Source organism: Salinibacterium sp. NSLL17 (assembly GCF_015864935.1).
Taxonomy (GTDB): Bacteria; Actinomycetota; Actinomycetes; order Actinomycetales; family Microbacteriaceae; genus Rhodoglobus.
Window position 1 is genome coordinate 1,259,291 of the sequence record NZ_JADYWH010000001.1, and the last position, 26,544, is coordinate 1,285,834.

General features: G+C 61.0%; 33 protein-coding genes, 2 tRNA genes and 1 riboswitch. Of the genes, 25 read left to right on the plus strand and 10 right to left on the minus strand.

The window, feature by feature from the left end:
* The first annotated feature begins 69 nt into the window (after nucleotides 1-69).
* From I6E51_RS06120 to gatA, 3 genes are all read left to right on the plus strand, one after another.
* Nucleotides 70-1,437, plus strand: a complete 1,368-nt coding sequence (locus I6E51_RS06120; protein WP_197109721.1) for an alpha/beta hydrolase — start codon at nucleotides 70-72, stop codon at nucleotides 1,435-1,437.
* 82 nt (nucleotides 1,438-1,519) lie between these two features.
* Nucleotides 1,520-1,834 (plus strand): Asp-tRNA(Asn)/Glu-tRNA(Gln) amidotransferase subunit GatC, encoded by a 315-nt coding sequence (gene gatC, locus I6E51_RS06125; RefSeq protein WP_197106017.1) that lies wholly within the window; start codon nucleotides 1,520-1,522, stop codon nucleotides 1,832-1,834.
* Nucleotides 1,834-3,348: an Asp-tRNA(Asn)/Glu-tRNA(Gln) amidotransferase subunit GatA gene (gene gatA / locus I6E51_RS06130; RefSeq protein ID WP_231599667.1), complete on the plus strand. Its 1,515-nt coding sequence runs from the start codon at nucleotides 1,834-1,836 to the stop codon at nucleotides 3,346-3,348. The genes gatC and gatA overlap by 1 nt, the downstream gene beginning before the upstream one ends.
* Here the strand turns inward: gatA and I6E51_RS06135 are convergent.
* A complete protein-coding gene (locus I6E51_RS06135; protein ID WP_197106016.1) occupies nucleotides 3,345-3,899 on the minus strand; it encodes a CGNR zinc finger domain-containing protein in 555 nt (184 codons plus the stop codon). The genes gatA and I6E51_RS06135 overlap by 4 nt on opposite strands.
* 71 nt (nucleotides 3,900-3,970) lie before the next feature.
* Between I6E51_RS06135 and I6E51_RS06140 the strand changes: the two genes are divergently transcribed.
* The 7 genes from I6E51_RS06140 (at nucleotide 3,971) to I6E51_RS06170 (ending at nucleotide 10,657) form a co-directional block, all read left to right on the plus strand.
* A complete protein-coding gene (locus I6E51_RS06140) occupies nucleotides 3,971-5,014 on the plus strand; it encodes a DMT family transporter (RefSeq protein WP_197106015.1) in 1,044 nt (347 codons plus the stop codon).
* Nucleotides 5,007-6,524, plus strand: coding sequence for an Asp-tRNA(Asn)/Glu-tRNA(Gln) amidotransferase subunit GatB (gatB, locus tag I6E51_RS06145; RefSeq protein WP_197106014.1), 1,518 nt, complete (start codon nucleotides 5,007-5,009; stop codon nucleotides 6,522-6,524). The genes I6E51_RS06140 and gatB overlap by 8 nt, the downstream gene beginning before the upstream one ends.
* A 42-nt stretch (nucleotides 6,525-6,566) precedes the next feature.
* Entirely contained in the window at nucleotides 6,567-6,899 is a 333-nt protein-coding gene (locus tag I6E51_RS06150; protein WP_231599668.1) for a glutamyl-tRNA amidotransferase, read from the plus strand.
* Between the two features lie 179 nt (nucleotides 6,900-7,078).
* On the plus strand, nucleotides 7,079-8,464 hold the full coding sequence (locus I6E51_RS06155) for an MFS transporter (protein WP_197109722.1): 1,386 nt from the start codon (nucleotides 7,079-7,081) through the stop codon (nucleotides 8,462-8,464).
* A gap of 80 nt (nucleotides 8,465-8,544) precedes the next feature.
* On the plus strand, nucleotides 8,545-9,096 hold the full coding sequence (locus tag I6E51_RS06160) for an OsmC family protein (RefSeq protein WP_197106011.1): 552 nt from the start codon (nucleotides 8,545-8,547) through the stop codon (nucleotides 9,094-9,096).
* Between the two features lie 181 nt (nucleotides 9,097-9,277).
* Nucleotides 9,278-10,306, plus strand: coding sequence for an alpha/beta hydrolase (locus I6E51_RS06165; RefSeq protein WP_197106010.1), 1,029 nt, complete (start codon nucleotides 9,278-9,280; stop codon nucleotides 10,304-10,306).
* Nucleotides 10,307-10,360: 54 nt separating this feature from the next.
* Nucleotides 10,361-10,657 (plus strand): DUF1905 domain-containing protein, encoded by a 297-nt coding sequence (locus tag I6E51_RS06170; protein ID WP_197109723.1) that lies wholly within the window; start codon nucleotides 10,361-10,363, stop codon nucleotides 10,655-10,657.
* Between the two features lie 44 nt (nucleotides 10,658-10,701).
* Here the strand turns inward: I6E51_RS06170 and I6E51_RS06175 are convergent, their stop codons facing one another.
* The 4 genes from I6E51_RS06175 to I6E51_RS06190 are packed head-to-tail and all read right to left on the minus strand — an operon-like array spanning nucleotide 10,702 to nucleotide 12,923.
* Nucleotides 10,702-11,121 (minus strand): DUF1761 domain-containing protein, encoded by a 420-nt coding sequence (locus I6E51_RS06175; protein WP_197109724.1) that lies wholly within the window; start codon nucleotides 11,119-11,121, stop codon nucleotides 10,702-10,704.
* 47 nt (nucleotides 11,122-11,168) lie between these two features.
* On the minus strand, nucleotides 11,169-11,918 hold the full coding sequence (locus I6E51_RS06180) for a cytochrome c biogenesis CcdA family protein (protein WP_197106007.1): 750 nt from the start codon (nucleotides 11,916-11,918) through the stop codon (nucleotides 11,169-11,171).
* A gap of 6 nt (nucleotides 11,919-11,924) precedes the next feature.
* Entirely contained in the window at nucleotides 11,925-12,425 is a 501-nt protein-coding gene (locus I6E51_RS06185) for a thioredoxin family protein (protein ID WP_197109725.1), read from the minus strand.
* A 57-nt stretch (nucleotides 12,426-12,482) separates the two neighbouring features.
* On the minus strand, nucleotides 12,483-12,923 hold the full coding sequence (locus I6E51_RS06190; RefSeq protein ID WP_197106005.1) for a hypothetical protein: 441 nt from the start codon (nucleotides 12,921-12,923) through the stop codon (nucleotides 12,483-12,485).
* A 146-nt stretch (nucleotides 12,924-13,069) separates the two neighbouring features.
* Between I6E51_RS06190 and I6E51_RS06195 the strand changes: the two genes are divergently transcribed.
* The 5 genes from I6E51_RS06195 to I6E51_RS06215 all read left to right on the plus strand — a co-directional run bounded on the left by I6E51_RS06195 (nucleotide 13,070) and on the right by I6E51_RS06215 (nucleotide 16,978).
* Nucleotides 13,070-13,693, plus strand: coding sequence for a hypothetical protein (locus I6E51_RS06195; RefSeq protein WP_197109726.1), 624 nt, complete (start codon nucleotides 13,070-13,072; stop codon nucleotides 13,691-13,693).
* 35 nt (nucleotides 13,694-13,728) lie between these two features.
* Nucleotides 13,729-15,096, plus strand: a complete 1,368-nt coding sequence (locus I6E51_RS06200; RefSeq protein ID WP_307783843.1) for a glucose-6-phosphate dehydrogenase — start codon at nucleotides 13,729-13,731, stop codon at nucleotides 15,094-15,096.
* A complete protein-coding gene (locus tag I6E51_RS06205; RefSeq protein WP_197109727.1) occupies nucleotides 15,093-15,587 on the plus strand; it encodes an SRPBCC family protein in 495 nt (164 codons plus the stop codon). The genes I6E51_RS06200 and I6E51_RS06205 overlap by 4 nt, the downstream gene beginning before the upstream one ends.
* Nucleotides 15,588-15,689: 102 nt before the next feature.
* Nucleotides 15,690-16,133, plus strand: coding sequence for a VanZ family protein (locus I6E51_RS06210; RefSeq protein ID WP_197109728.1), 444 nt, complete (start codon nucleotides 15,690-15,692; stop codon nucleotides 16,131-16,133).
* Entirely contained in the window at nucleotides 16,130-16,978 is an 849-nt protein-coding gene (locus I6E51_RS06215; RefSeq protein WP_197109729.1) for a DUF3097 domain-containing protein, read from the plus strand. Before I6E51_RS06210 ends, I6E51_RS06215 begins: the two co-directional genes overlap by 4 nt.
* Before the next feature lie 18 nt (nucleotides 16,979-16,996).
* On the opposite strand, the gene I6E51_RS06220 is transcribed toward I6E51_RS06215, so the two are convergent.
* The gene (locus I6E51_RS06220; RefSeq protein WP_197109730.1) at nucleotides 16,997-17,923 is read right to left on the minus strand and encodes an LLM class F420-dependent oxidoreductase; all 927 of its coding nucleotides are present in this window, start codon (nucleotides 17,921-17,923) and stop codon (nucleotides 16,997-16,999) included.
* Nucleotides 17,924-17,949: 26 nt separating this feature from the next.
* Nucleotides 17,950-18,058, plus strand: a riboswitch (TPP riboswitch).
* Between the two features lie 33 nt (nucleotides 18,059-18,091).
* Between I6E51_RS06220 and I6E51_RS06225 the strand changes: the two genes are divergently transcribed.
* From I6E51_RS06225 to I6E51_RS06240, 4 genes are all read left to right on the plus strand, one after another.
* Nucleotides 18,092-18,724, plus strand: coding sequence for an ECF transporter S component (locus I6E51_RS06225; protein ID WP_197109731.1), 633 nt, complete (start codon nucleotides 18,092-18,094; stop codon nucleotides 18,722-18,724).
* Between the two features lie 110 nt (nucleotides 18,725-18,834).
* The gene (locus I6E51_RS06230) at nucleotides 18,835-20,160 is read left to right on the plus strand and encodes an ABC transporter ATP-binding protein (RefSeq protein ID WP_307783844.1); all 1,326 of its coding nucleotides are present in this window, start codon (nucleotides 18,835-18,837) and stop codon (nucleotides 20,158-20,160) included.
* Nucleotides 20,157-20,912, plus strand: a complete 756-nt coding sequence (locus tag I6E51_RS06235; RefSeq protein ID WP_197105998.1) for an energy-coupling factor transporter transmembrane protein EcfT — start codon at nucleotides 20,157-20,159, stop codon at nucleotides 20,910-20,912. Before I6E51_RS06230 ends, I6E51_RS06235 begins: the two co-directional genes overlap by 4 nt.
* Nucleotides 20,905-21,420, plus strand: a complete 516-nt coding sequence (locus tag I6E51_RS06240) for an ATP-binding protein (RefSeq protein WP_231599669.1) — start codon at nucleotides 20,905-20,907, stop codon at nucleotides 21,418-21,420. The genes I6E51_RS06235 and I6E51_RS06240 overlap by 8 nt, the downstream gene beginning before the upstream one ends.
* Here the strand turns inward: I6E51_RS06240 and I6E51_RS06245 are convergent.
* Both I6E51_RS06245 and I6E51_RS06250 read right to left on the minus strand, forming a co-directional pair.
* Nucleotides 21,417-22,031, minus strand: a complete 615-nt coding sequence (locus I6E51_RS06245; protein WP_307783845.1) for a hypothetical protein — start codon at nucleotides 22,029-22,031, stop codon at nucleotides 21,417-21,419. The genes I6E51_RS06240 and I6E51_RS06245 overlap by 4 nt on opposite strands.
* A 46-nt stretch (nucleotides 22,032-22,077) precedes the next feature.
* On the minus strand, nucleotides 22,078-22,428 hold the full coding sequence (locus I6E51_RS06250) for a metallopeptidase family protein (protein ID WP_197105996.1): 351 nt from the start codon (nucleotides 22,426-22,428) through the stop codon (nucleotides 22,078-22,080).
* 179 nt (nucleotides 22,429-22,607) lie between these two features.
* Here I6E51_RS06250 and I6E51_RS06255 point away from each other — a divergent pair, with 179 nt between their 5' ends.
* Complete coding sequence (locus tag I6E51_RS06255; protein ID WP_307783847.1) at nucleotides 22,608-24,023, plus strand: CotH kinase family protein; 1,416 nt, start codon at nucleotides 22,608-22,610, stop codon at nucleotides 24,021-24,023.
* A 101-nt stretch (nucleotides 24,024-24,124) separates the two neighbouring features.
* Here the strand turns inward: I6E51_RS06255 and I6E51_RS06260 are convergent.
* Both I6E51_RS06260 and orn read right to left on the minus strand, forming a co-directional pair.
* A tRNA-His gene (locus tag I6E51_RS06260) sits at nucleotides 24,125-24,200 on the minus strand.
* Nucleotides 24,201-24,246: 46 nt separating this feature from the next.
* A complete protein-coding gene (gene orn / locus I6E51_RS06265; RefSeq protein WP_197109733.1) occupies nucleotides 24,247-24,867 on the minus strand; it encodes an oligoribonuclease in 621 nt (206 codons plus the stop codon).
* A gap of 67 nt (nucleotides 24,868-24,934) precedes the next feature.
* Here orn and I6E51_RS06270 point away from each other — a divergent pair, with 67 nt between their 5' ends.
* The 5 genes from I6E51_RS06270 to I6E51_RS06290 all read left to right on the plus strand — a co-directional run bounded on the left by I6E51_RS06270 (nucleotide 24,935) and on the right by I6E51_RS06290 (nucleotide 26,531).
* On the plus strand, nucleotides 24,935-25,213 hold the full coding sequence (locus I6E51_RS06270; protein WP_197105993.1) for an oligoribonuclease: 279 nt from the start codon (nucleotides 24,935-24,937) through the stop codon (nucleotides 25,211-25,213).
* Entirely contained in the window at nucleotides 25,191-25,493 is a 303-nt protein-coding gene (locus I6E51_RS06275) for a co-chaperone YbbN (protein WP_197109734.1), read from the plus strand. Before I6E51_RS06270 ends, I6E51_RS06275 begins: the two co-directional genes overlap by 23 nt.
* A gap of 88 nt (nucleotides 25,494-25,581) precedes the next feature.
* Nucleotides 25,582-25,654 (plus strand) — tRNA-Arg (locus I6E51_RS06280).
* 25 nt (nucleotides 25,655-25,679) lie between these two features.
* On the plus strand, nucleotides 25,680-26,117 hold the full coding sequence (locus I6E51_RS06285; RefSeq protein ID WP_197109735.1) for a DUF1801 domain-containing protein: 438 nt from the start codon (nucleotides 25,680-25,682) through the stop codon (nucleotides 26,115-26,117).
* Nucleotides 26,118-26,126: 9 nt separating this feature from the next.
* Nucleotides 26,127-26,531: a hypothetical protein gene (locus tag I6E51_RS06290; RefSeq protein ID WP_197109736.1), complete on the plus strand. Its 405-nt coding sequence runs from the start codon at nucleotides 26,127-26,129 to the stop codon at nucleotides 26,529-26,531.
* Nucleotides 26,532-26,544 lie beyond the last annotated feature (13 nt).

The following is a 26,544-nucleotide window of genomic DNA, read 5'->3' on the forward strand; positions in this document are numbered from 1 at the left end:
AGGATTGCCTGAACGTGTTCGTGTGCGGGGATGGCACATGGTCAATGTTCCTGAGGGGAATACCCGTCGTTGCTGATTGAAATTGCATTCGTTCTAGCTACCTCGGTCGTCGGCTTACCCGCCACCGAGGTCTCTGGCGTGCCCGAAGTGCACTTCAGCTCGATTGTCACCAGCGATGCACCGGCCCCCTTTGTGGGTCCCGTCGTCGACACCACTGGGGTGCTGAGCGGCTCGGCGGTAGGAACATCCACGTTCAGCGGTCGTACTCTGACAGCCCTCGCGAGCATTCCCACTAGCGGCATTGCGGAGTATCTTGCAGCCCGCCCGGGCGCCGTGGAACAGATCCTTTCAGCGCAGCCGCCCGCGCAAGAAGTGGCTCTCTGGTGGGGCGACCTCGCGATTGACCGCCAAGAAGCGTTAGAAGTAGCGAGCCCCCAACTCCTCGGCAACCTTGAGGGCGTGCCGTACACGATTCGCGATGTCAGCAATCGCACGGTGCTTGACGAGACAATCGCCGAGCTCAATTCGGTCGCGAATTCGGATGCCGGTCGTGCCGTGCAGCAGAGCGCACGTCAACAACTCAGCATGTTGTCCTCCATCTCGGAGGCTCTGGTCTTTGATAGTTCTAACCCCGAACGCACTCTGGTCACCTTGGATGTCACGGGGCAGGGTCGGGCTGCCATTGTGCTTGGCGACCTGAACGACGCCGACTACGTGAGTTTCTTGGTGCCGGGCATGTTCTTCACCATTGAGGGGCAGATGTCGTTTTGGGCGGATGCCGCCAACACTCTGTACACCGAGCAACAGGCGTGGCTTGAGCTCTTTGATTCTCAGTCGGTCTTCACGAGCAACGAAACGGTCGCCACCGTGGCGTGGATTGGCTACGACACCCCTAACCTCACCAATGTGGGGGCGATCGATAACGCCGTACAGGGGCGTGACACTCTGGCGAACGCCATTCTCGGTTTGCAGGCGCAACGTGGTGCCGATCAGCCCTACATCTCGGTAGTCGCACACTCGTACGGAACGACGGCGGCGATGATGGCGTTGTCGGAATATGACTTCGATATTGATGCCTTAGCAATGGTGGGTTCGCCCGGAAGCCCCGCAGAGTCCGTCGCTGATTTGAATGTGCGCGATGGCAACGTGTTTGTCGGCGAGGCCGCGTGGGATCCGATTCCCAACAGCTCCTACTTCGGGGCCGACCCAGGCACGGCAACGTTCGGCGCTCATTCTCTCGGCGTGAATGGCGGCTTCGATGTGCTGCAGAAGCAAGAACTGGCTGGCTCTGTTGGCCACAACGAGTACTTCACTCCCGGCTCTGAAGCGATGCGTAATTTTGCGTTGATGTGTATCGGTCGCGGTGACCTAGTCATTCCCGAAGACGCTTCCGGCGTAGCGCGGGCAATCGGCTCAACGGCTCACGATCAGAGCTGATTAGAGCCTTGTCGCTCCTCGCCTCGCGCTAAGCCGAATACACTTATACGGTTCCCTGTCTGTTTCCCATCTTCGGAGCTCCATGACTGACACCAATCCTGGTGCGATCACCAGCGAGGTTGTTTCGCACCTCGCCTCGCTCGCCCGTATCGCCCTCACCGCTGACGAAATCGAGAAGCTCACTGGCGAGCTCGGCGCAATTGTCGATTCTGTGGCCAAGGTCAGCGAGGTCGCTACCGACGATGTTCCCGCAACAAGCCACCCGATTCCGCTGAGCAATGTTTTCCGTGCCGATGTTCCCGGCGTCACGCTCACCACAGAGCAGGCCCTGGCCGGAGCACCCGAGCACGATGGTTCACGTTTTGCGGTTAGCGCGATTCTGGGAGAAGAGCAGTAATGGCAGATCTGAACGACCTCACCCGCATGTCGGCATCCGACTTGGCAGCAAAGCTGAGCTCGGGCGATGTGTCGTCGGTTGAAGCTACCCAGGCGCATCTCGACCGCATCGCTGCCGTCGATGACAAGGTCCACGCGTTCTTGCACGTGTCGGCGGATGCTCTGGCCAATGCCAAGCGCATCGACGAGCGTCGCGCGGCAGGGGAGTCGCTTGGCGAACTCGCCGGTGTGCCCGTTGCCGTCAAAGACGTGCTGTGCACAATCGATATGCCCACCACTGCTGGGTCCAAAATTCTTGAAGGCTGGGTTCCGCCCTACGACGCAACACCCGTTGCGAAGTTGCGTGCGGCTGGCCTGATTCCGCTCGGCAAGACCAACATGGATGAGTTCGCCATGGGCTCGTCGACCGAGCACTCGGCATATGGTCCGACTCATAACCCGTGGGATCTCGACCGGATCCCTGGTGGTTCCGGTGGTGGTTCGGCCGCGGCAGTGTCTGCGTTTGAGGCTCCGCTTGCCCTCGGTTCTGACACGGGTGGATCGATCCGCCAGCCGGCATCCGTGACGGGTTCTGTTGGCGTCAAGCCCACCTACGGCGGAGTATCGCGCTACGGCGCGATCGCGTTGGCTTCGTCGCTCGACCAGGTCGGCCCCGTCTCGCGCACCGTTCTCGATTCGGCGTTGCTTCACGATGTCATTGGTGGCTGGGACCCGCGCGACTCCACGTCGCTCAACGAGCAGTGGCCGTCGTTTGCTGCCGCCGCGCGTGCCGGTGCTGCTGCCGAAAGCCTCAAGGGCGTTCGTGTTGGTGTCATCAAGCAGCTCGACAGCCCCGGCTTCCAATCGGGCGTCTCGCAGCGCTTCCACGAAGCACTGCAGTTGCTCACTGATTTCGGTGCCGAGATCGTTGAAGTGGATGCTCCGCACTTTGAGTACGCCGTTGAGGCGTACTACCTCATCCTCCCCGCCGAGGCGTCGAGCAACCTCGCCAAGTTTGACTCGGTGCGCTTCGGCCTCCGCGTCACGCCCGAGGGTGGCGGAACCGTCGAAGACGTGATGGCAGCAACTCGCGAGGCCGGTTTCGGCGCCGAGGTCAAGCGCCGCATCATCCTCGGTACCTATGCCCTCAGCGCTGGTTACTACGACGCGTACTACGGCAGTGCACAGAAGGTTCGCACACTCATCCAGCGCGACTTCGCTGCGGCCTTCGAGAAGGCTGACGTTCTCGTCTCGCCCTCAGCGCCCACCACCGCGTTCAAGCTCGGTGAGAAGCTCGAAGACCCGATGGCGATGTACCTCAACGATGTGACGACCATTCCGGCGAACCTTGCCGGCATCCCAGGCATGGGGCTCCCGATGGGGCTCGCTCCTGAGGATGGTCTGCCGACCGGTTTCCAGATCATGGCTCCGGCTCGCGGCGATGCTCGACTCTACGAAGTTGGCGCGACACTTGAGCGCTTGCTTGAGCAGCAGTGGGGTCATACCCTGCCGAGTCAGGTTCCGTCGCTCGGCTAGTTGCCTGCGGCTTGCCGCTCGCGGTAGGCGATTTGATTCATCCGGTTTCCACAACGGATGCTGCAGAACCGGCGTGAGCCGTTGCGAGACAGATCGGCCATGAGGCCTTCGCAATCGGGGGCTTGGCAGCGTCGTAAGCGCCACATGGCGTCGGAGCGCACAACGTCGACGAGCGCAAGGCCCACTTCGGCCTGAATGCGCTCGGCGAGGGGTGCTTCGGGGTCGTTGGCGTGCAGGTGCCAATCAAAGTCGCCGTGCCGCGCTAGGAAGGGCAGCGCCTTTGCTTCGGCGAGCATCGCGTTGATTTCGACAGCGGCATCGTCGCGGGTCAACTTCCAGACCTCACGGATGCGGTCGCGAACGGCGCGCACTTCGACGACTTCGTTGTTGTCGCGGTCGATGCGCCCGCTGAACCGGAACTGCATGATGAGAGCGTGCACGTGATCGGCCGTCGAGAGCTCGTCGGCGCCCGATCTGCTCGCGAGTTTGTGCGTATTTCCGAGCAGAACGGCAAACTCGAGACTCTCCACGGTGTCAGGGGCAAAATGCAATTTGACTCCTTATTTGTTTCGAGACTAGCGTCAGCAGAAATACTCGTCAATCTCGTTCAAAGTAGTCGCCCATGAAACGCTCATCCACAACTCTCGGTTTGCTTATTGCCCTTGTTGCCGCCGCTAGTTTTGGGCTCTCCGGAGCGCTCGTAAAACCAGTCCTCGAAGCCGGGTGGAGCCCAGCCGCCGCCGTAACGCTTCGCGTGCTTATCGGTGGCGCAGTGCTCGCCCCGTTCGCGATCCTGGCGCTCAAAGGTCGCTGGATCGCCCTGTGGTACGCGCGCAGTCGCATCCTCCTGATGGCCATCATTGGCGTTTCAGGAACCCAGTTGGTCTACTTTGCGGCGATCGAACGCATCCCGGTCGGCATCGCGATTCTTCTCGAATACATGGCGCCGTTGCTGCTGGTTGCCTTTTCGTGGGTCACGTCGCGGCGCACGCCTAAGGCCGTTGTGCTCATCGGTTCCGTCGTCGCCCTCGGCGGGCTCATCCTCGTGGTCTCCCCAGAGGGTTCCGGGGCCCTTGATCCACTCGGAATCATGTTCGGCGCCTGCGCTGCTATCGGCGCCGCCGTGTATTACGTCGTTGCTGCGCGCACGAGCGAAGGCCTTCCGGCGGTGGCTCTTGCCTCGGCCGGGTTGCTCATCGGAGGCATCATTCTCGGGCTTGTCGGCCTCGTCGGCATTGTGCCGTTCGATATGCCAATGGTGGATGTCACGGTGCTGGGCATTGTGGCTCCGTGGTGGGTTCCGCTGCTCATCGTGGGTATCGTCGCGACCGGTATCGCGTATTCGACGAGCATTATGGCGAGCGAAATGCTCGGTTCCCGCCTCGCGTCTTTCGTCGGATTGCTCGAGGTCGTGACGGCAGCGATCTACGCGTGGTTGCTGATCGGCGAGAACCTGTCGATCATGCAGTTCATCGGGGGAGCACTCATTTTGGCGGGAATCGCCTTCGTTCGCTCCGAGAAATCCGAGGAGTTCAGCGACTTCACGATTGAGGCTGAAGCTATTCCGAGCGACGACGATGAACCAATTTTGGCGCCAGCATCCGCGCCGCTCGAACCGGGTACCGATACGGTGCCGCTGCGCCACGTACAATCATCGGGTGGCTAAAGCTGAATTGATGGACTACGACAAAGCACTCGAACTATTTGAGCCGACGCTCGGTTTCGAGGTGCACGTCGAGTTGAATACCCAGACCAAGATGTTCTCGGATGCTCCGAACCCGGCAGCATCCGGTGCTGAGCACGGCGAACCGAACACCATGATCACTCCGGTGGATCTCGGCTTGCCCGGCAGCTTGCCTGTCGTCAACGAAGAGGCGATCAAGTATTCGATCTCTCTCGGCCTTGCGCTCGGCTGCCAGATTGCACCGAGTTCGCGTTTTGCCCGCAAAAACTATTTCTACCCCGACCTGGCGAAGAACTACCAGATCAGCCAGTTCGATGAGCCGATCGCGTTCGAGGGTTCTGTCGACATTGAGCTCGAGAGCGGTCGCACGATCACGATTCCGATCGAGCGCGCGCACATGGAAGAAGACGCCGGCAAGCTCACGCACGTGGGTGGCGCCACTGGTCGCATCCAGGGTGCCGAGTATTCGCTCGTCGACTACAACCGTGCTGGCGTTCCCCTCGTCGAGATCGTCACGCACATGATCACGGGCACCGAAGCGGATGCTCCCGAGGTCGGCAAGGCCTACGTTTCGGCTATTCGTGACATCGTTCGTTCGCTCGGTATCTCTGAAGCCCGCATGGAGCGCGGCAACTTGCGCTGTGACGCGAACATTTCGTTGAGCCCGCGCGGCTCCGGAAAGCTCGGAACGCGCACCGAAACCAAGAACGTGAACTCGATGCGCAGCGTCGAGCGCGCGGTTCGTTACGAAATCCAGCGTCAGGCGGCCATTCTTCAGAAGGGTGGCACGATCACTCAGGAGACGCGCCACTGGCACGAAGACACCGGCGTCACGAGCGCTGGTCGCCCGAAGAGCGATGCTGATGACTACCGTTACTTCCCGGAGCCTGACCTTCTACCGGTTGAGCCGTCGCTCGCATTGATCGAAGAGCTGCGCGCGGCACTTCCTGAGCCTCCGGCAGAGCGTCGTCGTCGACTTCAGGCGGCCTGGGGCTTCACCGATCTTGAGTTCCGCGATGTTAATAACGCGGGCCTCTTCAGCGAAATCGAAGCGACTATCGAGGCTGGCACGACGGCGGCTCAGGCTCGCAAGTGGTGGACAGGCGAGATTGCTCGACTGGCCAACATCCAGAGTGCAGACCCCAGCTCGTTGATTACCCCCGCGGATGTCGCGGCGCTCGTGACCCTCATCAACGATGGTGTTCTCAACGACAGTCTGGCCCGCCAGGTTCTCGAGGGTGTCATTGCTGGCGAGGGTACACCTGCCGAGGTTGTCGAGAGTCGTGGACTCAAGCTGGTCTCGGATGACGGCCCGCTCATTGCGGCGATCGATGAGGCGCTTGCCGCTCAGCCTGATGTTCTTGCGAAGATTCGCGATGGCAAGGTTCAGGCGGCCGGCGCAGTTATCGGCGCAGTCATGAAGGCAATGAAGGGTCAGGCTGACGCCGCTCGCGTGCGTGAACTTGTCTTGGAGCGCGCTTCCGCCGAATAACGCGAGCAGCGCTTGTCGGCCGCAGGCAGTACCGTTGTGGTCATGTCTGATTCTGCTGAACTCGTTGTCGAAATCCACGTACCGCTTACCCCCGACGCCAATGCGGCCGAGGGCGAGTCGCGGTTCCCGTGGATCGAATCGCTCGTGGAATTCACGAACGAGCTCGAAGAGGGCGGCGAGATTTTCGTTGTCGAAGAGGGCGACGTGTTCAACGACGCGTACGTCATTGTGATCACGGGTGCCGACGAGTCGACGCTCACCGGTGTGGCCAATCGTGTGGCGAACCTTCCCGGCATCCCAACCGGTGTTTTTGCGGTTGTCACGGATGCCGATGCTGACGAGTTGGGGCAGGGCACGGTCGTCGAGATTTCTTAGCCGCACGCGCAGTCGCGCCCGCATTCAAACTTAGTCAAATTTGTTTGATTTGGAGCGCGGGCGGCATACACTGGAATGGCACCGCAGCCGCCAGTGTGAGCGCGTGATTATCCGCCGCACCGACGAGGAACCATCCGTTCCGTCTGCAGTAGCTTCGTACTACTGAAGAGCTCAACACCATGACACGCAACATCCCCGTGGGCGCAACAACTGGGCCCATTTCTGTACCCACGAGCATTTTTTCTGCGCACCTGCGATGGACAACGATCGGGGCGTTCGCCCTGATCTTCTTGGGCGCTTTTGAAACGCTCGCGGTTACTACGATCATGCCGACGATCAGTCGTGATCTGAATGGCCAAGCGCTCTATTCGGTCGCGTTTTCCAGCACGCTGGCAGCGAGCGTGATCGGAATGGTGCTTGCCGGTCAATGGTCTGATCGCACGGGGCCAGCCAAGCCGTTGATCGCCGCAATGGTGGTTTTCACCCTGGGGCTGCTGGCGGCAGGCTTCGCCGGAACGATGGGCATTTTCATCGCCGGCCGCTTTCTGCAGGGCCTCGGCTCCGGAGCCCTTATCGTTTCGCTCTATGTGGTTGTCGCCCGGTTGTATCCGGCGGCGCTGCATCCGAAAATCTTTGGGCTCTTCGCTTCCGCGTGGGTGTTGCCCTCGTTGATCGGCCCACCTCTTGCGGGAGTCGTTGCTGAGCAGATCAGTTGGCACTGGGTGTTCTTTGGTGTCGTGTTTCTGGTGCTGGCGGCGGCATCTGCGATTCTGCCTGCGATTCGCATTCTGATGAGTCAGCCGGTGGTGCCCGCAGAGAAGTCGTCGGGCGGCCGCGCTGTGGTGTGGGCGATCGTTGCGGCGTTGGCGGTGATGGGCATCAGCCTCGGTGGTGAACGCGACGGGGCGCTCGCGTGGCCGCTGGCCGGGGGAGCGTTCGTGATCGTCATCATTGCGCTGCGGCCATTGCTGCCGACAGGTTCGTTGAGCTTCCGGCGCGGGCTGCCCGCCACGATCGTGTTACGCGGCTTCTTCGCTGCTGCCTTCTTCTCGACCGAGGTTTATCTGCCGTACCTGCTGAACGAACGTTACGGTCTGCCCGCCTGGGCGGCCGGTCTCATCCTGACCGTCGGCGCGGTCTCGTGGGCGGTGGGCTCAGCGTTGCAGGGCCGCCTTCCGGAATCTGTTTCTCATGGGCGCGTGGTGGTCGCGGGTGCACTCTTGCTCAGCTTCGGCATCGCCACCCAGTTCATCACCGCGTATTTCATGCTCTCGTTGTGGGTCGCCGCGATCGGCTGGCTCGTCGCTGGCGCCGGAATGGGCATCACCTTTCCGCGGCTCTCGACCCTCGTGCTCAGTCATTCCAGCGCTCGAGACCAAGGTTTCAATAGTGCTGCGCTCTCGATCTCGGATGCCGCTGGTGGCGCCATTGCGATCGCCTTTAGCGGTCTCGTCTTCGCTGCCGTCGGTGGGCTCGTGGACGGGGCGGGCTTCGTAGCCGCACTCGGTTTGGCGACGGTAGTGGCAATCGCTTCGGTGCCGGTCGCGCTGCGAGTTCGCACGTAATAAATCTCTTTGTTAAGCACTGTTTCGGTCTGTTACGGCGTGCTCTCGCGACCGCCGTGGATTGCGATTACCGTCGCCGCATGACACTTCTCACGAATGAAACCACGACCATTGATCTTGCTGCCGACCGTGCAGCCCGACTCACCGCTGCCGGCGCTGCCTGGAACTCGCGAATTGCCGCCAAACCGGCCGCAGCCGAACTCACGTACGCCGTCACCGGCAAGGGGGTCGGCTCTGTCGGCACCGTACTCAAGGCAGGAAAGCATGTCTTCCACATCGACGAGCCCGAGGGACTCGCCGGGGATGATGTTGCCGCCAGCCCCGTTGAGATTGCTCTTGGCGCGCTGATCGCCTGTCAGGTAGTCGTCTTCCGTCTCTACGCTCAGGCGCTCGACATCCAAGTAGATGACATCTCGGTCAAGGCTGAGGGTGACCTCGATGTTCGCGGCCTCTTCGGAATCGACGAGAACGTGCGCAACGGCTTCGGCGCCATCCGTCTCTTCGCGACCATCACCGGTCCAGAGTCGCAGGAACGTTACGACGAGTTGCGTGACGCAGTCGACGCCCACTGCCCCGTACTCGACCTGTTCGCGAACCCCACCTCAATCACCACTCAGGTGGTCAAAGGCTAAGGGCACCCCATGATGATGCCCTCTGACATGCTCGACCGGTAGCTCAGGCTACCGGTCGAGTTTTTTAACTCCCGTGCCGGTTAAAGCCCGCACTGCCAGCCAGCACAACCGCACAATCCCGCCCCGAACGGGGTAGACCGTTTCGCGCCGCCAGCTTCAGCACGCCCCCTACGCTGGAGAGATGAGCCGCACAACCGAGCCACGTCCCTGGATTAAACGTCGCTCGAGTCAGATCGGCTTAGTCGCTTTGTCTCTCGGTATTGCTGCTGCTCTCGTCTGGACGCTGAGCCCCTGGCCCGCAGCACTGCTCATCCGGGCGATGTTCGAGGCCGATGCCTCCAAGGTTGTCGCCGAGATGGAAGGCCACGCCACCACTGTTCCCCTCACCGCGACGCTGGATGAGGTGTACGGCGATGCGGGCGCGGAAACCTCGCTCGATGTCTATTCTCCGGCTGCGTCATCCGGCCCCCTCACCACCGTCGTCTGGATTCATGGCGGCGCCTGGATCTCGGGCGACAAGTCGAACATCACCCCCTACGCCCGCAATCTGGCCGCCGAGGGATTCACTGTTGTCGCGGTGAACTACACGGTGGCGCCCGATGCGATCTACCCCACGGCGCTCACTCAGCTGAACGACGCGATGGGCTATCTCGTCGACAATGCTGTGCGCCTGCAGATCGATCCCGACAACATCGTGTTCGCGGGAGACTCTGCTGGTTCGCAGCTCAGTGCCCAACTCGCCACCGCCATCACGAACCCCAGCTATGCGACGACGCTCGGGCTCACGCCAACCCTGAGCGCTGACCAACTGAGCGGGGTCATCCTCAATTGCGGCATTTACGACGTCAGCGGCATCCCCAATGCTCCGGGGCTTGGCGGCTGGGGTTTCCGCATCGCGTTATGGGCGTATATCGGCGACAAGGACTGGTCTGATCAGCCCGGTGGCGACGAGATGTCGGTCATTGACGATGTCACTGCTGACTTTCCGAGCACGTGGATCTCTGGCGGCAACGCTGATCCGCTCACCCCGTCGCAGTCGGTGGCCTTCGCTGACGCCCTCGACACTCTCGGGGTCGACACCACACGCGTGTTTTACGCGGACAATCACTCCGCGCAGTTGCCGCACGAGTACCAGTTCCACCTTGATTTTGAGGATGCTCGCTCTGCATTCGACTCGACGGTCGCCTTTGTGAAGTCCGTCGAGCAGTAGCTCGTCTGCATCTCGCCAACGTCGCGACTGCAGACTGGCGAGTACGCTCAAAGCATGAAGCCCGAGTTCGAGTTCACGTCTGAGATCACCCCGTGGTCGTCAAAGCCCAGCGTGTACTTTGTGCAGGTGCCACCGGATGTCGGGGCCGACGTTAAAGAGATCCCGTCACCGCCGCGGGGGTTCGGTGCCGTCGCGGTAGAGGTCACTATTGGTGCAACCACGTGGACGACGTCGATCTTTCCCAACAGCAGCGTGGAAGACAGCTTCTTCCTTCCAGTGAAGGCCGCTGTGCGCCGCGCTGAGGGTCTAGAGCTCGGTGACACGGTGCAGGTGTCGATCCAGCTCATCTAACGAACTGCAGCGCGCGTGGGGGCCGCTGCAGCGCCAGAGCGCAGTTAGGCGGGCCACACGCCGATGATGATGGCCATAACCACAATCGTCACGAACTCGTGGCTCACGTTCAACACGGTGAGGCCGTTGGGGCGCCCATCGAACTGGTCATGAGTAATGAAGCGGGCCGCGGTGAATCCGCCCCACAACACGATGCTGGTCAAGACCGTGTTGAGAAAGAAGCTTCCGCCGTAAAAGTCAGAGGCGATGAACGCGGCGCCGGCAAGAATCCAAGCCGTGAAGAAACTCACGATGACGGTGACCACAATGGGTCGAACGGCATCCGCAGTGTTGCCGCTGGGGGTGACGTTGGCTGCCTTCATCCAGTAGTTGCCAAATACGCGCGGGGAATACCAGATGGTGCCGACGATCATGCTCGAGATCGTCGCCAGGATGACGGCGATGTAGTTAATTTCGGGAACCATGACAACCTCCGGTCGATAACGGTCACCGAAGCCTACTCTCCGAGCGACTAGCCGGTAATGCTCTCTTCGAACCGTTGAATCGGGTCGTACCAGCCCTGCTCGAGCACGTAGCTCTGGAACTGCTTGTCGAGGCCCAGGATGACCGCGAGACCAACCACCAACAGAATGATGCCGATCACGCGCTTGAAGACACCGTTGGGGTTGGCGAGCCAGCCGAGTTTGCGAGCGAATGCCTGACCGAGAAACGCGATCATGAGGAGCGCGACGGCGAGGCCGATGGCGTATACGACGATGTAGAGCAGTCCCTCGGCAAACGAGACAGGCAAGACGGTGGCCAAGATGAGCGCATAGGTGGGGGAGCAGCTGCTGAAGGTCGGGCCGAGCGCTGCACCGAGCATCACATCTCCGCCAAGGCCGCCGCGCGAATACGAGCGGTTCATGACAGCGTTCGCCCGGTTTTGGATGCCCGTGGCGAGCATAAAGCGCTCCCAGAGCGCAGGGAATACCAGCGTGAGGCCGAAGATGATGAGGATGCCGCCGGCAACAATCTGCCAGACCAGTTGGGGGATCCCCAACAGTGCCGTCGTGGCCTTGAGCAGCAGCGTAAAGATAATCACTGAACCGGCCAAGCTTGTCGCGATAACGACGGGCCGGAACCATTGGCGTTCGGCCACGGTCGAATCGCTACTGGTGCGCGCGATCGAGCCACCCACGATGACCGGCAACAGCGGCAGCACGCAGGGCGCAGCAACCGTCAGAACTCCCGCCACAAACGAGAGCAGAATCAGGCTAAGCATCGGGGCTTAACCGAGGGCGGTGAGAACGGCGTTCAACGAAGGGTCGGCGTACGCCACAAAGTTGTCTTGCACTTTCTCGCCGTTGGCATCGACCTCAACGAACGTGGTCTGCTGGGTAACGCCGTATTCGGCACGTAGATCCTGGTTGGTGTCGTAGTCGACCTTCACGATCGTGATTCCAGAGGGAACACCCGACGCCTTGATGTCGCCATCGGCCGAGACGCACTGGGGGCACCACGTGGCGTGGAAGAACAGGATGACGCGACCATCGGCATCCGCAATGGCCGAGGGGCTGTAGTCGACGTAGTCACCGCCGCCATCGTTCTCGATGGCAACAGCGTCGTCGGTCTCGGCGCCGGAGTCGCTTGAGCTCTCCGAACTTTGAGCTGCGCTGTCAGCGGCTGGCGACTCGCTAGAGCCGTTCGAGTTCTGGGCTGAGACGATCCAGACTGCTGCAATAACAACGACGGCAAGAGCAACAATGACCGCGACAATTCGCTTGTTCATGCCTCTAGTAACGCACGCGGCCTCAAAATACTTCCGCGGGTGGCGAAATTTCTCTGGTTATACCCAGACTTCAGCGGTGTGCGAATACAGCTTGAGATCGCCGAAAGTCAGGGCACCCGTGAATCTGGCTCGCGTATACGGGAGCAAAACCATGAGCGCTGCGCCCGCTTTGTGCTCGATTCTCACTTCAATGGCGTCGGACTTGAGCGACGCAATTCTCGTGTTCGAGACGATGGCGCTGCAGCGAGAAATGGCCGCCATCTGGCGCAGCTGAGTCACGGTTTGCGCAATCAGTTTCTCGGCATCTAGGTGCTTCTTCTTCAACGCTTCGTCAGCAGTCATTTCAAGCACCCGGCCGCTGCCATCCGTCATCAGCGCGAACGTCATGAACTCACTCGCATGGCCCAAATGGCTTCGTGCCACATTGAGCGCAGAGTCGAGAATTCGATCAACGTCAGCCTGCTGCTCGGCGTTGAGCGCGTCCCTCCACGATTTCATATTCCAAACCGTAGCGACTCTCACACCCGCTTGTCCTGCGAAGCGCCCAAATCACCCGCGTTTTGGTGTCAAGACTGATTCTCACGTTGTGCACTCGATTGCGCCGATTTTCCACGTTCGTCGCACCGCTGCGCTAACGTCGAACCATGCAAAAAGCGCAACTAACCAGTGCACAGCGGGGCCATTCTCTTGTTGCGGGAGCGGTTGCCCACGCCTTCTTCTCTGTGGGTTGGCTCATGCTCGGCTTCGTCGCCCTCGGCGGGGGACTCACCCTGCTCGTTGGTGGCACCGCAGCGGGAGTGAGCGGTCTCTTTGGCGATGTGCCGGCGGTGCGTGACGTGGTGAGCGGCGCGGGCAGTGTGATCGGCACCGTGATTATCGTGATCGGCATCGTTGCGCTTCTCTTGGTGGCGCTCGCTGCATTCGCGAGCATGTTCTTGCTCAAGCGCGGCGGCGTTCGCAAACCGTGGCAGGTCACCTTCCAGTCCCTCGGCATCGTTGCGCTGCTCGATGTCCCCCTCTTTGTGGCCTATCTCACGATCGCGGCGAATGTCACCGACTCTGCTGTTGGTGGCACTGTTCTTCTCGGCCCCGTTGTCGGTATCCTCGGCTCCGCCATTGTCGGCGCCCTGGTCTGGTGGTGGATGGCATGGTCGCGTCGTGGATCAGCGTCCACATTTGCTGGTGTCACAGCCACGGCATCCGCGACCGCCGTTCCGACTCAGCAACCACCGAGCGTCGATGGGGATACTGGCAGCAACGAAAAGTAGTCGTTCGAGTTTCAGCAGTATCGAGCAGAGAGTGCATGATGACGGCACGGATTGAAACACTGATCATCCTCGGAGCAGGCGGAGACCTCACGTCGCGCTTACTCTTGCCCGGCCTTGCGTCGTATCTGGGCGGTGGCGAAGCGCAAAAACTCACTCTCATTGGCGTGGATCGTCAAGAAATGGATGACGCGGCCTGGCAGAAGCGCGTCGCGACATCGTTTGCGGCTCAGGCTTCGCCCGCTGCTGACGCCGTGGCCAGTGCAGCGCACTACGTGCAGGCCGACGTCACTGACGCGCAACAAGTGCGCGACGTGATCGAGTCGGCTACCGGCCGTGTGGCGTTGTATTTTGCCTTGCCTCCGGCGGTCGCCCATCAGGTTGTTTCGGTGTTGGCGACCATTGATTTGCCCGAGGGAATTGTGCTTGCCCTTGAGAAGCCCTTCGGAAGCGATGAGGCCAGTGCTCGTGATCTGAACCGCGTGTTGCAGACGATCGTGCCAGAACAGCAGGTCTTCCGGGTTGACCATTTCTTGGGCAAGTCGACGGTGCTGAACCTTATCGGTTTGCGGTTTGCTAACCGTGTCTTCGAGCCGCTCTTGGCCGCACCTAATGTGGCAAAGGTCGAGCTAATTTTTGATGAGGCGCTCGCGCTCGAAGGTCGGGCTGGCTATTACGACCGCGCCGGCGCTGTGGTCGACATGATCCAAAGTCACTTGCTGTTGGTGATGGCGCTTACTGCGATGGAACCACCGGCGAGCGTGAGCTCAGAAGACTTGCGGGGGTCGATGGCTCAGGTGCTGCGAGCAACGCGCGTGCAGAGTATCGACGGCACGTGCGCTCGCCGTGCGCGCTACACCGCGGGCACGATCGGCGACCGCAGCCTTCCCTCGTACGTTGACGAGAAGGGCGTGAACCCTGATTTCGGCACGGAGACTCTGGCTGAGGTTACGTTTGAGATTGATAACTGGCGTTGGGCTGGTGTGCCGTTTGTGTTGCGCTCGGGCAAGGCCATCGGCAATGCCCGTCAAGACATCGTGATTACCTTCGCGCCGGTTCCGCACCTTCCCTACGGCCTCACGGGCAGCGAAGATCCTGCGAAGCTCACTATTTCAATCAAGCCGGCAACGCTCGAACTCGATCTCATCGTGAATGGCGCTGGCGATCCGTTCACGCTCGACCGCACGCAACTCACGACCACCCTCGGCGCCCCGGCCATGAGTGCCTACGGCGAAGTGATTGCATCTCTCGTTGAGGGGGATCCAGTGTTGTCGGTGCGCGGAGATGTCGCTGAACAGTGCTGGCGAATTGTCGCTCCCGTGCTCGAGGCATTCCGCACTAATCAGGTTCCTTTGGAGGAGTACGAGGCGGGTTCGTCCGGCCCGGGATCGTGGGAGTCAGCATGACCAGCACCGGCCGTCGTGGGGTGACCGCAACCGCGCAGGCCCGGACACGAGCGAGCGCCCGCCAGGCCTACGACTACTCGGGATCGCTTGACCCTGCACAGTTCTATCCTCGCTTCGGCCCCTTGCCGGCGGTCGTCACTGTGCTCGAGCAGTCCGGAATGTGGGATGCTGTCGGTCACACCCGACGCCTCGTGCTCTCCGATGGTGGTCACGTGGTTGAGACGATTACCAACGCGGATTCTCCCGAACTTTTTGCTTACGAACTCAGCGACTTCCAGAAGCTTTTTGGCCTGCTCGTTTCGGGGGCTCGAGCAGAATGGCGCTTCGATGACCGCTCGACCGGTTCGCGCATCCGCTGGAGCTATACCTTCTTCGCGAAGCCGGGGCGAAGCTGGATCGTGTGGCTGATCATTCGCCTGTGGTGGGGGCGTTACATGCGTCGGGTGTTGCCGCCCATTGCGCGTGAAGTGGAGCGGCTCGCGGCTAGCTAGGGAAGCGCAGTTACCGAATCGTTGCCATAAATGGCGCTGTTCACATCCTGCTTCCACCCTTCTCACAACTGGCGCAAAGATGCGCTTGTGACAATGGCTGGTATGTTCCGATCGAGATTTGCCGTTGCGTTAGCCGCAGCGCTCTACTTCGCCGCCCTGGCGAGTCTCGCTTTCGTGATCGCTCCGGGCAGTAACGGTCGCTTCTGGATCTGGACCACCGTTGCGTTTATCCCCGTTGGCATTTTCTTGGTTGGCATGTTCGGTCGTCGCCGTTGGTGGGCAGCACTAGCCTTCAGCATCGTTGCCGCAGCGTGGCTCGAAGCCGCCCAGACGGTGTGGATGCCCGTCGGCTACGCGGATGTCGTTGACATTCTGCTCGCGGCTATCGGTTCCGGGATCGGTGTTTCTTCCGCCGTGGGCATCGCGCTCTGGCGAGAGCACGCCCAACGCCCGGCAGCCGCATTCGCTCACCCCTCGACGAACCTTGCGAGCTCTCGTCGCGCCTCCGCCAGCAACGCGGCGGCACCGCTTAACCTCGATCGGTGACTGACGACCGCTATTCCCACGACGTTCTCGCTGACTTCTCGATCAAACGCGGGCCAGCAGTGCTGCCGAAGGTTCCGATCGAATCCGGGATGGTTGTCGAGGTAATCGCTGACGGTTACGTGGGTGCCCTGATGGGTTTCGCCAATGGGCTCATGGAACTCGAAGACCGTCGGGGCTCCGCTCGCGCGTTCCCTCTCGGCAGTGGTTATCTCATTGACGGTGTGCCGGTAGAGCTCGTCAAGCCCGCGCCGAAGGCTGCCGCCGCCGCCCGCAAGACAGCCTCAGGGTCGTTTGCGGCCCCTGAGCAGCGTGCCCGCACCGCGCTCGCGAGTCGCATCTATGTCGAAGGCCGCCACGATGCGGAACTCGTCGAAAAAGTGTGGGGTGATGACCTGCGCGCCGAAGGTGTCGTCGTCGAATTCTTGGGCGGCATCGACGACCTCGAGAAGATCGTCGCCGACTTTGCACCCACCTCCGACCGCAAGTTGGGAATCTTGGTCGATCACCTTGTTCCTGGCTCGAAGGAGAGTCGAATTGCGGATGCTGTGGGGCGCGGCAAGTACGGCCAGTACGCGCTCGTGGTCGGTCATCCATTCGTCGATGTCTGGCAGGCCGTGAAGCCGCAAAGCCTCGGAATCGCTGCCTGGCCTACGGTGCCGCGCACGATCGAGTGGAAGCACGGCATCTGCGAAGCATTCGGCTGGCCGCACGAAGACCAAGCCGACATTGCTCGGGCGTGGCAGTTCATCCTGTCGAAGGTAAAGAACTTCGGTGACCTCGAACCAGCACTTTTGGGGCGCGTTGAGCACCTCATCGACTTCGTCACGGTCGATCAGGACTCCTAAAGCGGCCCCGCAGCACTATCAGTCGAGCTGGGGAATCACTTCGCGGGCGAGAAAGTCGAGCTGGTCGAGATCGTGGAAGTCCATGATCTGGAAGTACACGCGAGTGAACCCGAGTGCCTGCAGCTCTGAAATCTTGTCGACGACTTCGCTGGCAGTTCCCGCGAAGCCGCCAAGACGCAGGTCGGCGGGAGTTGCGTTGGCTGCGGTAGCACGCGTCTCGATCTGAGCTTCGGTGGCGCCGATAGCAGTCGTGCCGGCAACGGAAAGCACGAGCGTGGCGGGGTCGCGGTCGAAGTGCTCGCACGCGGCACGCACGCGGTTGATGCGCTCCGTGAGCGGCGCAATGGTGGCGAAGCCAGCGTTGTACTCGGTCGCAAACTTGGCGGTGAGCGCCGGCGTACGGCTTGGACCACTGCCGCCGATGATGATCGGCAGAGGGTTCTGCACGGGCTTCGGCAGCGCGGGGGACTGGCTCAGCTGGTAGTGCTTGCCCTCATAGGAGAAGGTCTTTCCGGGTTCTGTGGCCCAGATGCCCGTGATCACGTCGAGCTGTTCTTCGAGCATGCCGAACCGCTTCGCCGGGAACGGGATGCCGTACGCAGCATGTTCGCGTTCGAACCAGCCGGTGCCGAGCCCGAGCTCCACGCGGCCGCCCGACATGTCGTCGACCTGCGCCACTTGAATCGCCAAGATTCCCGGATGCCGAAAGGTCGCCGAGGAGACGAGGGTCCCGAGTCGAATGGTCGAAGTCTCGCGCGCCAGCCCCGCAAGCGTCGTCCAGGAGTCCGTTGGACCAGGCAGCCCGCCGTTGCGGTCGTCCATCGTCACGTAGTGGTCAGAACGGAAGTAGCCGTTGAAACCGAGCTTCTCTGCGGCTTGCGCAAGAAGAAGCTGATCGGTGTAGCTGGCGCCGTTCTGAGGTTCAGTGAAGATGCGGAAGTCCATACGCCGAGCCTATTGATGATTAGACTGGGTGGCGAACACGGGAGTCCGGTGAGCCGGGCTGAGAGGGAGCTTCTCCAAGCTTCGACCGTCGAACCTGATCTGGATCATGCCAGCGCAGGGAGCAGACACTCTTGAAACCCGTGCCATTCACTAGTGAAAGGCACGAAAGTGACCACAACAGCACCATCCTCATCCACGTCTACCCCGACGAAGCCCGGATCGCGTTTTCAGTGGCGGGTGATCGACATCGTCGTGGCGAGCGTTATCGGCGTCGCAAGCGGTTTGATCTTCGTCGTCTGGAACATTGCATCCGTTCCCGCTCTGGCCCCGTTCGCTGCGCTCCTGCCCGGCCTGCAAGCGATTGGTGGCGGTTTCTGGCTCTTCGCCGGCGTGCTCACCGCACTCGTCATCCGCAAGCCGGGTGCCGCGATTTACGGAGAGATGGTCGCCGCCTCCGTGTCGGCCCTTATCGGTAACCAGTGGGGTGTACTCACGCTCGTGAGCGGCTTCACACAGGGCATTGGTGCCGAGATCGTCTTCGCTGCCTTCCTCTACGCCAACTGGCGCGTCAGCGGTGCGATTCTTGCGGGCGCCGGTGCCGGCCTCGCGATGGCTATTACTGACTTGCTGCTCTGGTACCCGGGATCAGCGCTTCCCTTCATCATCATCTACACGATCGCCGCCATCGTCGGCGGGATGCTCATTGCTGGCCTCCTGTCGTGGCTCGCGACACGCGGTATTGCCGCAACCGGAGCGCTCAACCGCTTTGGTGCTGGCCGCGAGATTGCGAAACGGGTCTGAGCCCCACCACGCCTGTTGGCGTCACCGTCGAAGGATGGGGGTGGCGCCATTCCAGCAGGCTCGCTTGGGCGGTACGCGGTCTCGATCTGCGTATTGAACCGGGCGAACGCGTGTTACTCCTCGGCGAGTCCGGGGCGGGAAAGTCAACGTTTCTGCATGCCCTCGCCGGGGTAGTCGGCGACGACGAAGGCGAAACAGAAGGTTCCCTGCTCGTTGCGGGCGAGCATCCGGCCGCCCATCGTGGGCGCACCGGTCTCGTGATTCAAGACCCCGACAGCCAGGTGATCTTGGAGCGCGTCGGAGACGACGTTGCGTTCGGTTGTGAAAACTTGGGTGTTCCGCGCGACGAAATCTGGATTCGTGTGCGTGACAGTCTCGCCTCCGTCGGCCTCGAGGTTGCTCTCGACCGCAACACCAGTGCGCTCTCGGGCGGTCAGAAGCAGCGGCTCGCGCTCGCCGGGGTGCTGGCCATGCGGCCCGGTTTGATCGTGCTCGACGAACCAACCGCCAATCTTGACCCCGCGGGGGTGACCGAGGTTCGGGATGCCGTCATCCGCGTCGCCGAGGCAACCGGCGCCACGATTGTGGTTGTCGAACACCGCGTCTCGGTGTGGAGCGATGTTGTTGATCGCGTCGTGGTGCTCGCCGCCGGCGGGGGAGTCATCGCCGATGGGGCGCCAGCCGACGTTCTCGCACGGCAGGGCAAAGAGCTCGCCGCTCGGGGAGTCTGGATCCCGCAGTTTCCGCCACCGCGCCCGGTGCGGGCAGTGCGGGGCCCGCAACACGCGCTTCTCAGCGCTCAGCAGTTGACCGTCGGCCGCGGCAAAGTAGCCCTGGGGGCTCCGCTCGACCTCCAGATCATGAGCAGCCACGCTCTGGCCATCACCGGCCCCAATGGCGCAGGCAAGTCAACGCTCGCGCTCACCCTTGGTGGGCTTTTGTCGCCCGTCAGTGGTGCTGTCGTGGCGAGCCCGGCGCTCGCGAATGGAGCGGGCGAGCAACCGATCCGCTGGAAGTCGCGTGAGCTGCTCACCCGAATCGGCACCGTGTTTCAAGATCCCGAGCACCAATTGCTGACGAGCACAGTGCGCGCAGAGCTCGAAGTGGGCCCGCGGGCATTGAAGCTCCCCGAGAGCGAAGTGGATGCTCGCGTCAACGAGTTGCTCACCCGGTTGCGCCTTGACCGGCTAGCCGACGCCAACCCGTTCACTCTCTCGGGCGGCGAGAAACGTCGCCTGAGCGTCGCCACAGCCCTCGCTACGCGCCCGCAGGTGCTCGTGCTCGACGAACCCACGTTCGGGCAAGATTCGCGCACCTGGAGCGAATTGCTCGCCCTGCTGGCACGACTCGTGGATGACGGAAGCAGCGTAATCGCCGTCAGCCACGATCTCGATTTCGTCGATGCACTCGCCGACTCAACGGTCGTGCTCGAATGATCCCTATCGCGTCGGTGAATCCCGTGGCCAAACTAGGAGCAGGGCTCCTCGTGAGCCTGTTCTTGCTCGCCACGATCGACTGGGTGTCGGCCACGACCGCGCTCGTGCTCGAGCTTGCCATCATCGCGTTCTTCGGGATTGAGCCGAAACGATTCTGGTTGCGGACTTTGCCGGTGTGGGTGGCGGCGCCGCTGACCGCTCTCACGATCCTGCTGTATGGCCGCTATGACGGCACCGTGTACTTCGAATTCTTGTTGATCAGAATCAGTGATGGTTCGATCGAGCTCGCCCTCGCGACCTTCTTGCGGGTGCTCGCGATCGGCCTGCCCGCCGTCGTGTTGTTTATCTCGATCGACCCCACCGACTTCGCTGATGGCCTCGCTCAGCGACTTCGACTGCCCGACCGCTTCGTCGTTGGCGCGTTAGCAGCCGTGCGCATGGTCGGGCTCTTTCTCGAGGATTGGCGCTCCCTCGAACTAGCCCGTCGCGCTCGTGGCGTGGCAGACCGTGGTCGCCTCCGCCGTATCGCCGGTCAGGGTTTTGCGTTACTTGTGCTCTCGATCCGTCGAGGCAGCAAACTGTCTATTGCGATGGAAGCGCGCGGCTTCGGCGGCGATACGACCCGCACGTGGGCCCGGGAGTCGCCGTGGGGGCGGGCTGAATGGCTCACGCTGCTCGTGGGTCTGCTGATCGGCATTACCGCTACAGTCGTTGCCGTGCTCACGGGAAGTTGGAATCTCATTGTTGGCTAGCGCGCAGCCGCCTGCTCCGCGCTGGCGGTGTCTTATCGACGGTCGCTCTGGTTCGGGCAAGACCGAACTTGGCCGTGCCATGGCCGCAGCCTGGCCAGAGGTTCAGCTAGTGAAACTCGACGACTTTTATCCCGGCTGGGATGGCTTGGATGCCGCTAGCGCCCTGGTTCCGCGCATCCTCACCGAGTTGCGGTGGCAAGAATGGAACTGGCTCACCAACGAGCCGGGGCCTTGGCACGAGCTCGACGGCGATCGCCCCCTCGTGCTGGAGGGAATCGGTGCCCTGAGCCGCGCATCCGCCCCTCTCGTCGACCACAGCATTTGGGTCGAGCTCGACGACGCCTCACGCAAGAAGCGGGCCCTCGACCGCGACGGAGACACCTACGCCCCACATTGGGAGCGGTGGGCACGCCACGAGCTCCGCTTTATGGCGCGCGAGAACCCCCGTGAACTGGCGGATGAGACGCTCGACGGTGTCGATATCTCACGCTGGTTCGCTGGGCGTTAGTTGGACTTGTTCCACACTTGAATGAGGTCGGTTCCGCGCGGGTTGACCGTCATCACGTCCCCTTCGCAGGTGAGCACTAGCCCGAGCATGTCATCGAAGTCGCTGCGGGGAATCGTGTACTTCAACTCTTCGACAGGCTCATCGGCGAGCACTGCCGTGGTTTCGACCGTGTAATCGGAGATGTCCCAGTCGCGGGGGATCGCGACATCCACGTTGATGAGGGCCTTGCCGACGACGGTTCCCGTGTAGGACTGGGTGATCGTCATGACTTGATCTGCCTTGGGCTCAGCGCTAATTGTGAACACGAGGTCTGACTCGATCGTGAGAGCACCAGTGCTCTCCCACGTGAGAGTTTGTCCGCCGCTAGGTTCAACAGCCTTCGCCGGAACGTCTTCAGAGGGTAGTTCTGCTAGAAGCTTTTCAGCGAGATCAGCAGTGTCGAGCGTCCACGTGTGGCCCATCGCGCACAATTCCATGGCCGTAGGCGGCTCGCTGGTATCGGCGGGTTCGATCAGTGCGCAACCAGACAGCACCAGCAGTGCGGCGGGGGCCATCAACAACGCACTCGCGCGCTTGCTCGAAATCATCAATCCTCCTGAGGTTCGTGACACTCACGAAATCCTACGCGGTCAGGACCGGATGTCGGCTCACCGACCGCTAGGCCCAGCCGAGTTCATGCAATTGCTCGTCATTGATGCCGTAATAGTGGGCGATTTCGTGCACGAGAGTGATGTGAATCTGTTCTTTCAGCTCGTCGAGCGACTCGCTCACGGCCAGCAGTGGTTCCCGAAAGAGGACGATGCGGTCGGGCAATTCGCCAAAGCCGTACTGACCGCGCTCGGTGAGGGCAACACCGTCGTACAGGCCGAGCACCGAGAGTGACCCGTCGTCGGGGCGATCTTCGGTCACAAATACGACGTTCTCGAGCCCCTCAACGATCTCGTCGGAAAGTGCATCAAGGCCTTCGACAACGAGCGTCTCGAACTGTTGGGCATCGAGATTCTCCATGAACCCAGCTTGCCAGCTTCTGCTGGGAGGAATGACAGTGCCCTTTCCGGTGAAACTCCCGTTGTGGTCTTAGCAAACCGATAGAAACTTTCTTTAGCGTCGCACTCATGCAAAGAAAAAAGTTATGGGGCGTAGTCAGCACTACCGTCGTTCTCACTCTTACACTCGCGAGCTGCTCCGTGGGTTCGACGGACACTGCGGGGAGTGCAGGCACCACCGACTTTGTGAACGTGAGTCTCACGACTGAAGCGGACTCGTTTTTCGATTCTGCTGTTGTGCACTCGATCGAAATTGACGTCGATAGCGACGAGGTCCTAGAGATGGTCGAGACGTATCTCGATTCCGGCGATAAGGAGTGGCTGGAAGCGACCGTGGTTATCGACGGCACGACCTATGAGCAGGTGGGAATCAAGCTCAAAGGAAACTCGAGCTTGCGCGGAGTAACCGCGGACACTCCCATTGAAGAACTGCCCTGGAGAATTCGTCTCGATAAGTATGTTGACGGACAAAGCATCGAGGGGGTCACTGATGTTGTGGTGCGCTCCAACAACACTGAGACCTCACTGAACGAGGCTGTTGCTCTTGAGACGTTGAGCGCGGCTGGGTTGGCGAGCGAAGAATCAGTTGCGACGCGGTTCTCCGTGAACGGTAGCGAAGAGACTCTGCTTCTCACTGTCGCGGTGCCGAACCAATCGTGGATTGAACGAAACTACGAGGCGGGATTGCTGCCCTCGGATGATGGCATCCTCTGGAAGGCAGAGAGCGAAGGCGATTACTCCTGGTTAGGTGACGACCCGGAGCTCTACACGGAGGTGTTTGATCGCGAGGCCGGAGATGATGACTACGAGCCCCTAGTCGACTTTCTCGATGTCGTAAACAACACGACAGACGAAGAGTTTGTCGATCAACTTTCCGTCGTTCTCGACGTGGAATCCTTCGCGCGATATCTCGCGGTTGAAGATCTCATTGACAACTTTGACGACATTGATGGGCCTGGCAACAACTCGTACCTGTATTACGACCCAGATTCTGGGCTCATGTCAGTCCTGGCCTGGGACCATAACTTGGCGTTCGGCACGGTAAACGAAGCCGGCGGCGGTACCGCGGGCGGCGCAGCTCCTGAAGGTGCGCTTCCTGAGGGTGCGCTTCCTGAGGGTGCGCTTCCCGAAGGCGAGCTTCCTGAAGGCGAGCTTCCGGAAGGCGAGCTCCCCGAGGGCGAGCGTCCGAGCGGCGCCGCTGAGGGTGCTGCTCCCGGAGGTTTGCCTGCCGGAGGCGGCGGGGATGCCGCAGGCGGTGGACAGGCTCAGCAGGGCAACAACATTCTGACAACACGGTTCACCGAGATTCCGGAGTTTGCTGCGATGTACGAGGATGCGCTCGAGGAGTTGCAGGCGGAGATTTTCGAGAGCGGGCAATTCGCCAGCATCGTAGAGTCGCGTTCCGAAACGCTGTCTGACGAGGCAGCTGATCTCGTCGACAGCGCAGTGCTGGAATCTGAAACGGAAGCGATACTTGCCTACTCGTCCGGTGAAGTGCAAGAAACCACGGCGGGGCAAGGCGGTGCTGAAGAAGGCACACGACCGGGCGGTCGATGATTCGCAAGCCGCTGCCGACAGGGGCCTAGTGAAAAACAAAAATGAGGCCCAACCCCTCGCGAGACATCGTGCTCGTCTCGAGGGGGTGGGCCTCATTATCTTGGGGTGAACGACGGGGCTCGAACCCGCGACTTCCGGCTCCACAAGCCAGCGCTCTACCAACTGAGCTACGCCCACCAAGGTTGTTTTTCGCCCTGCGGCGATAAGCAACTGTATAAGTGTATTACAACCGCGGAGCGAATCCAGCCACTACGTCAGCAGAAATTGCTTGAACCTGTTCTGTCGTCGGTCCTGGCTCGCCCACAAAGACCGCTTTGCGGTAGTAATCGAGCTCACGAATCGACTCGAGAATGTCGGCAAGAGCCCGATGTCCTCCGTTTTTGTCTGGGGCGTTGAAGTACACGCGCGGGAACCAACGCTTCGAGAGCTCTTTGATCGACGACACATCGACGCTGCGGTAATGCAGGTGAGTGTCGATGCGTGGCATGTACTTGGCCAAGAATGTACGGTCGGTGCCAATGGTGTTGCCGGCCATCGGGGCGGTGCGGGCGTTGGGCACGTAGCGCACGATGTATTCGTTCACGGCGAACTCGGCGTCAGCAAGAGAAACCCCGTTCGGCATCTCTTCGATGAGTCCGCTTGAGGTATGCATGTTGGTGACGAACTCACCCATGTTCGCGAGAGCAGCCTCACTGGGCTTGATGACAATCGTCATTCCCTCATCGACGGGAACGAGGTCGTAGTCGGTGATCACCACCGCAACTTCGACGAGTTCGTCGATTTCGACATCCAATCCCGTCATCTCGCAGTCGATCCAAACCAGATAATCAGCGTGTGATGCCATGAGCTGATTCTACCGCTCCTGAAATGTCACCAGCGTTCGTCCACTCTTGTCTGGTAAACCTGTGGTCATGAGCGAATCAACCCCCACTCTCGCGCACGGCGACGAGTACATCGTGTTTTTTGTCGGCGGCCCGTACAACGGCCAGAACGATACGCGTATTGCAACCGAGGAGGGATGGGATGATTATGTGACCCTGATCGCTGCAGACGCTGTAGGTTCCGAAACGCAATTGCGTTACGAATCTCCGGTAGCGAAGCAGGTCGGCGACAAAGTCCACGTGACGTATACGTGGGATCAGGCCGATAGCGACCCTCTGGAAGACCTTGACGAACGAAACGACCTCTAACAGCAGCACTTCTGAACAGCCAACGGTGCTGTTCTTTTCGTCTGCCTTTTGTGACCCGTGTGCGACGGCGCGCCGAACCCTCGACGAGGTGGCGCGCCTCGTGCCGGCGGTGACCTATGCAGAATTGGATGTCGCGCGTGAGGCAGAGCGTGCCGAGCAGGCTGGCATCACCTCTACGCCCACCATCGTGATTGTGTCTGCGCAGGGCGAAGAAGTTTTCCGTGCCCAGGGCGCCCCAACGCTCAACCAGATGTTGGTGGCGCTCGCGAAAGCCGTATAGCGGCTGATTCGCATCCTGCGATTGGTCCGCATCGTGCCACTGATCCGCATCGTGTGACTAACGCGCTATCGTTTAACGCGTATACCCCGCCCTCGTAGCTCAGGGGATAGAGCAGGAGCCTTCTAATCTCTTGGCCGCAGGTTCGAATCCTGCCGAGGGCACCGCATCGAAGGGGATGGTCCTGACGTGAACACACCGAACAAAACGGCCCCCACCACGGTCACCGTTGCCGAGTTCATCGACTCCGTGCCGACCGAACGGCGGCGTGATGAGGCGCAGACTCTTCTGGATATCTTTGGCCGTTCCTCTGGCCAGCCTGCAGTGATGTGGGGCACATCCATCATTGGGTTCGGCTCTAGTCACTATCGGTATGCCACCGGTCGTGAGGGAGATACGGCCACGATTGGTTTCTCTCCGCGCAAGGCCAAAATCTCGCTGTACACGGCTCGCAATTTTCGGGAGTTCCCGGAGCTGCTTGAGCGACTGGGAACCCATGAACTGGCGGTGGGCTGTCTTTATGTCAAGAAGTTGGCGGATGTCGATCTTGCGGTTCTCGAGGAGTTGCTGACGCGAAGCTATGAGGTCGCCCGTTTTGATTACGATGCGCTCGCCGAGGATGACTGAGGCTCCGGCGTGAACCGGCGGCGGGCTCTCTTGGCGGCCGCGGTGGCTGGTGTGGCGCTAACCACCGTCTCGGGTTGCATCGCAGGGCCGGAGCCGACGGTCGCAGTTTTCGAGGTCCCCAGTGGCGGTCAGTTCACGATCGAGCTTGTGACCCCGGAACTCGTTGAGCATGCGCAGGCACTGCTGGCGGGGGAGAACGTGGCCGCGGTGCCTCAGGGAGTCGTCGTGCGGGAATCGTCGTCGGTAAATATGCCGTGGTCGTGGCACATCGACCCTGCCACGCTTGAGTTCACCAACATCACGACCGAGGCGTGCGATGGTATTCCGCAATATGTCGAGGATGAGATTCTGACCTCAGACAGTTTTTGTCCGTGGTCTGCTCGTGTTATTGCGGTTGAGGGACCTGACGCCTAGGCCGTGTGGTGGT

Excerpts from the sequence above, each read along its gene's own strand:
- I6E51_RS06235 (WP_197105998.1), top strand. The coding sequence starts at position 20,157 with ATGATCCCTATCGCGTCGGTGAATCCCGTGGCCAAACTAGGAGCAGGG.
- I6E51_RS06150 (WP_231599668.1), top strand. The coding sequence starts at position 6,567 with ATGTCTGATTCTGCTGAACTCGTTGTCGAAATCCACGTACCGCTTACC.
- I6E51_RS06185 (WP_197109725.1), bottom strand. The coding sequence starts at position 12,425 with ATGAACAAGCGAATTGTCGCGGTCATTGTTGCTCTTGCCGTCGTTGTT.
- I6E51_RS06200 (WP_307783843.1), top strand. The coding sequence starts at position 13,729 with ATGATGACGGCACGGATTGAAACACTGATCATCCTCGGAGCAGGCGGA.
- I6E51_RS06175 (WP_197109724.1), bottom strand. The coding sequence starts at position 11,121 with ATGGTTCCCGAAATTAACTACATCGCCGTCATCCTGGCGACGATCTCG.
- I6E51_RS06190 (WP_197106005.1), bottom strand. The coding sequence starts at position 12,923 with ATGAAATCGTGGAGGGACGCGCTCAACGCCGAGCAGCAGGCTGACGTT.
- I6E51_RS06160 (WP_197106011.1), top strand. The coding sequence starts at position 8,545 with ATGACACTTCTCACGAATGAAACCACGACCATTGATCTTGCTGCCGAC.
- I6E51_RS06165 (WP_197106010.1), top strand. The coding sequence starts at position 9,278 with ATGAGCCGCACAACCGAGCCACGTCCCTGGATTAAACGTCGCTCGAGT.
- I6E51_RS06250 (WP_197105996.1), bottom strand. The coding sequence starts at position 22,428 with ATGGAGAATCTCGATGCCCAACAGTTCGAGACGCTCGTTGTCGAAGGC.
- I6E51_RS06155 (WP_197109722.1), top strand. The coding sequence starts at position 7,079 with ATGACACGCAACATCCCCGTGGGCGCAACAACTGGGCCCATTTCTGTA.
- gatC (WP_197106017.1), top strand. The coding sequence starts at position 1,520 with ATGACTGACACCAATCCTGGTGCGATCACCAGCGAGGTTGTTTCGCAC.
- I6E51_RS06205 (WP_197109727.1), top strand. The coding sequence starts at position 15,093 with ATGACCAGCACCGGCCGTCGTGGGGTGACCGCAACCGCGCAGGCCCGG.
- I6E51_RS06210 (WP_197109728.1), top strand. The coding sequence starts at position 15,690 with ATGTTCCGATCGAGATTTGCCGTTGCGTTAGCCGCAGCGCTCTACTTC.
- orn (WP_197109733.1), bottom strand. The coding sequence starts at position 24,867 with ATGGCATCACACGCTGATTATCTGGTTTGGATCGACTGCGAGATGACG.
- I6E51_RS06170 (WP_197109723.1), top strand. The coding sequence starts at position 10,361 with ATGAAGCCCGAGTTCGAGTTCACGTCTGAGATCACCCCGTGGTCGTCA.
- I6E51_RS06180 (WP_197106007.1), bottom strand. The coding sequence starts at position 11,918 with ATGCTTAGCCTGATTCTGCTCTCGTTTGTGGCGGGAGTTCTGACGGTT.
- gatA (WP_231599667.1), top strand. The coding sequence starts at position 1,834 with ATGGCAGATCTGAACGACCTCACCCGCATGTCGGCATCCGACTTGGCA.
- I6E51_RS06140 (WP_197106015.1), top strand. The coding sequence starts at position 3,971 with ATGAAACGCTCATCCACAACTCTCGGTTTGCTTATTGCCCTTGTTGCC.
- I6E51_RS06270 (WP_197105993.1), top strand. The coding sequence starts at position 24,935 with ATGAGCGAATCAACCCCCACTCTCGCGCACGGCGACGAGTACATCGTG.
- I6E51_RS06195 (WP_197109726.1), top strand. The coding sequence starts at position 13,070 with ATGCAAAAAGCGCAACTAACCAGTGCACAGCGGGGCCATTCTCTTGTT.
- I6E51_RS06220 (WP_197109730.1), bottom strand. The coding sequence starts at position 17,923 with ATGGACTTCCGCATCTTCACTGAACCTCAGAACGGCGCCAGCTACACC.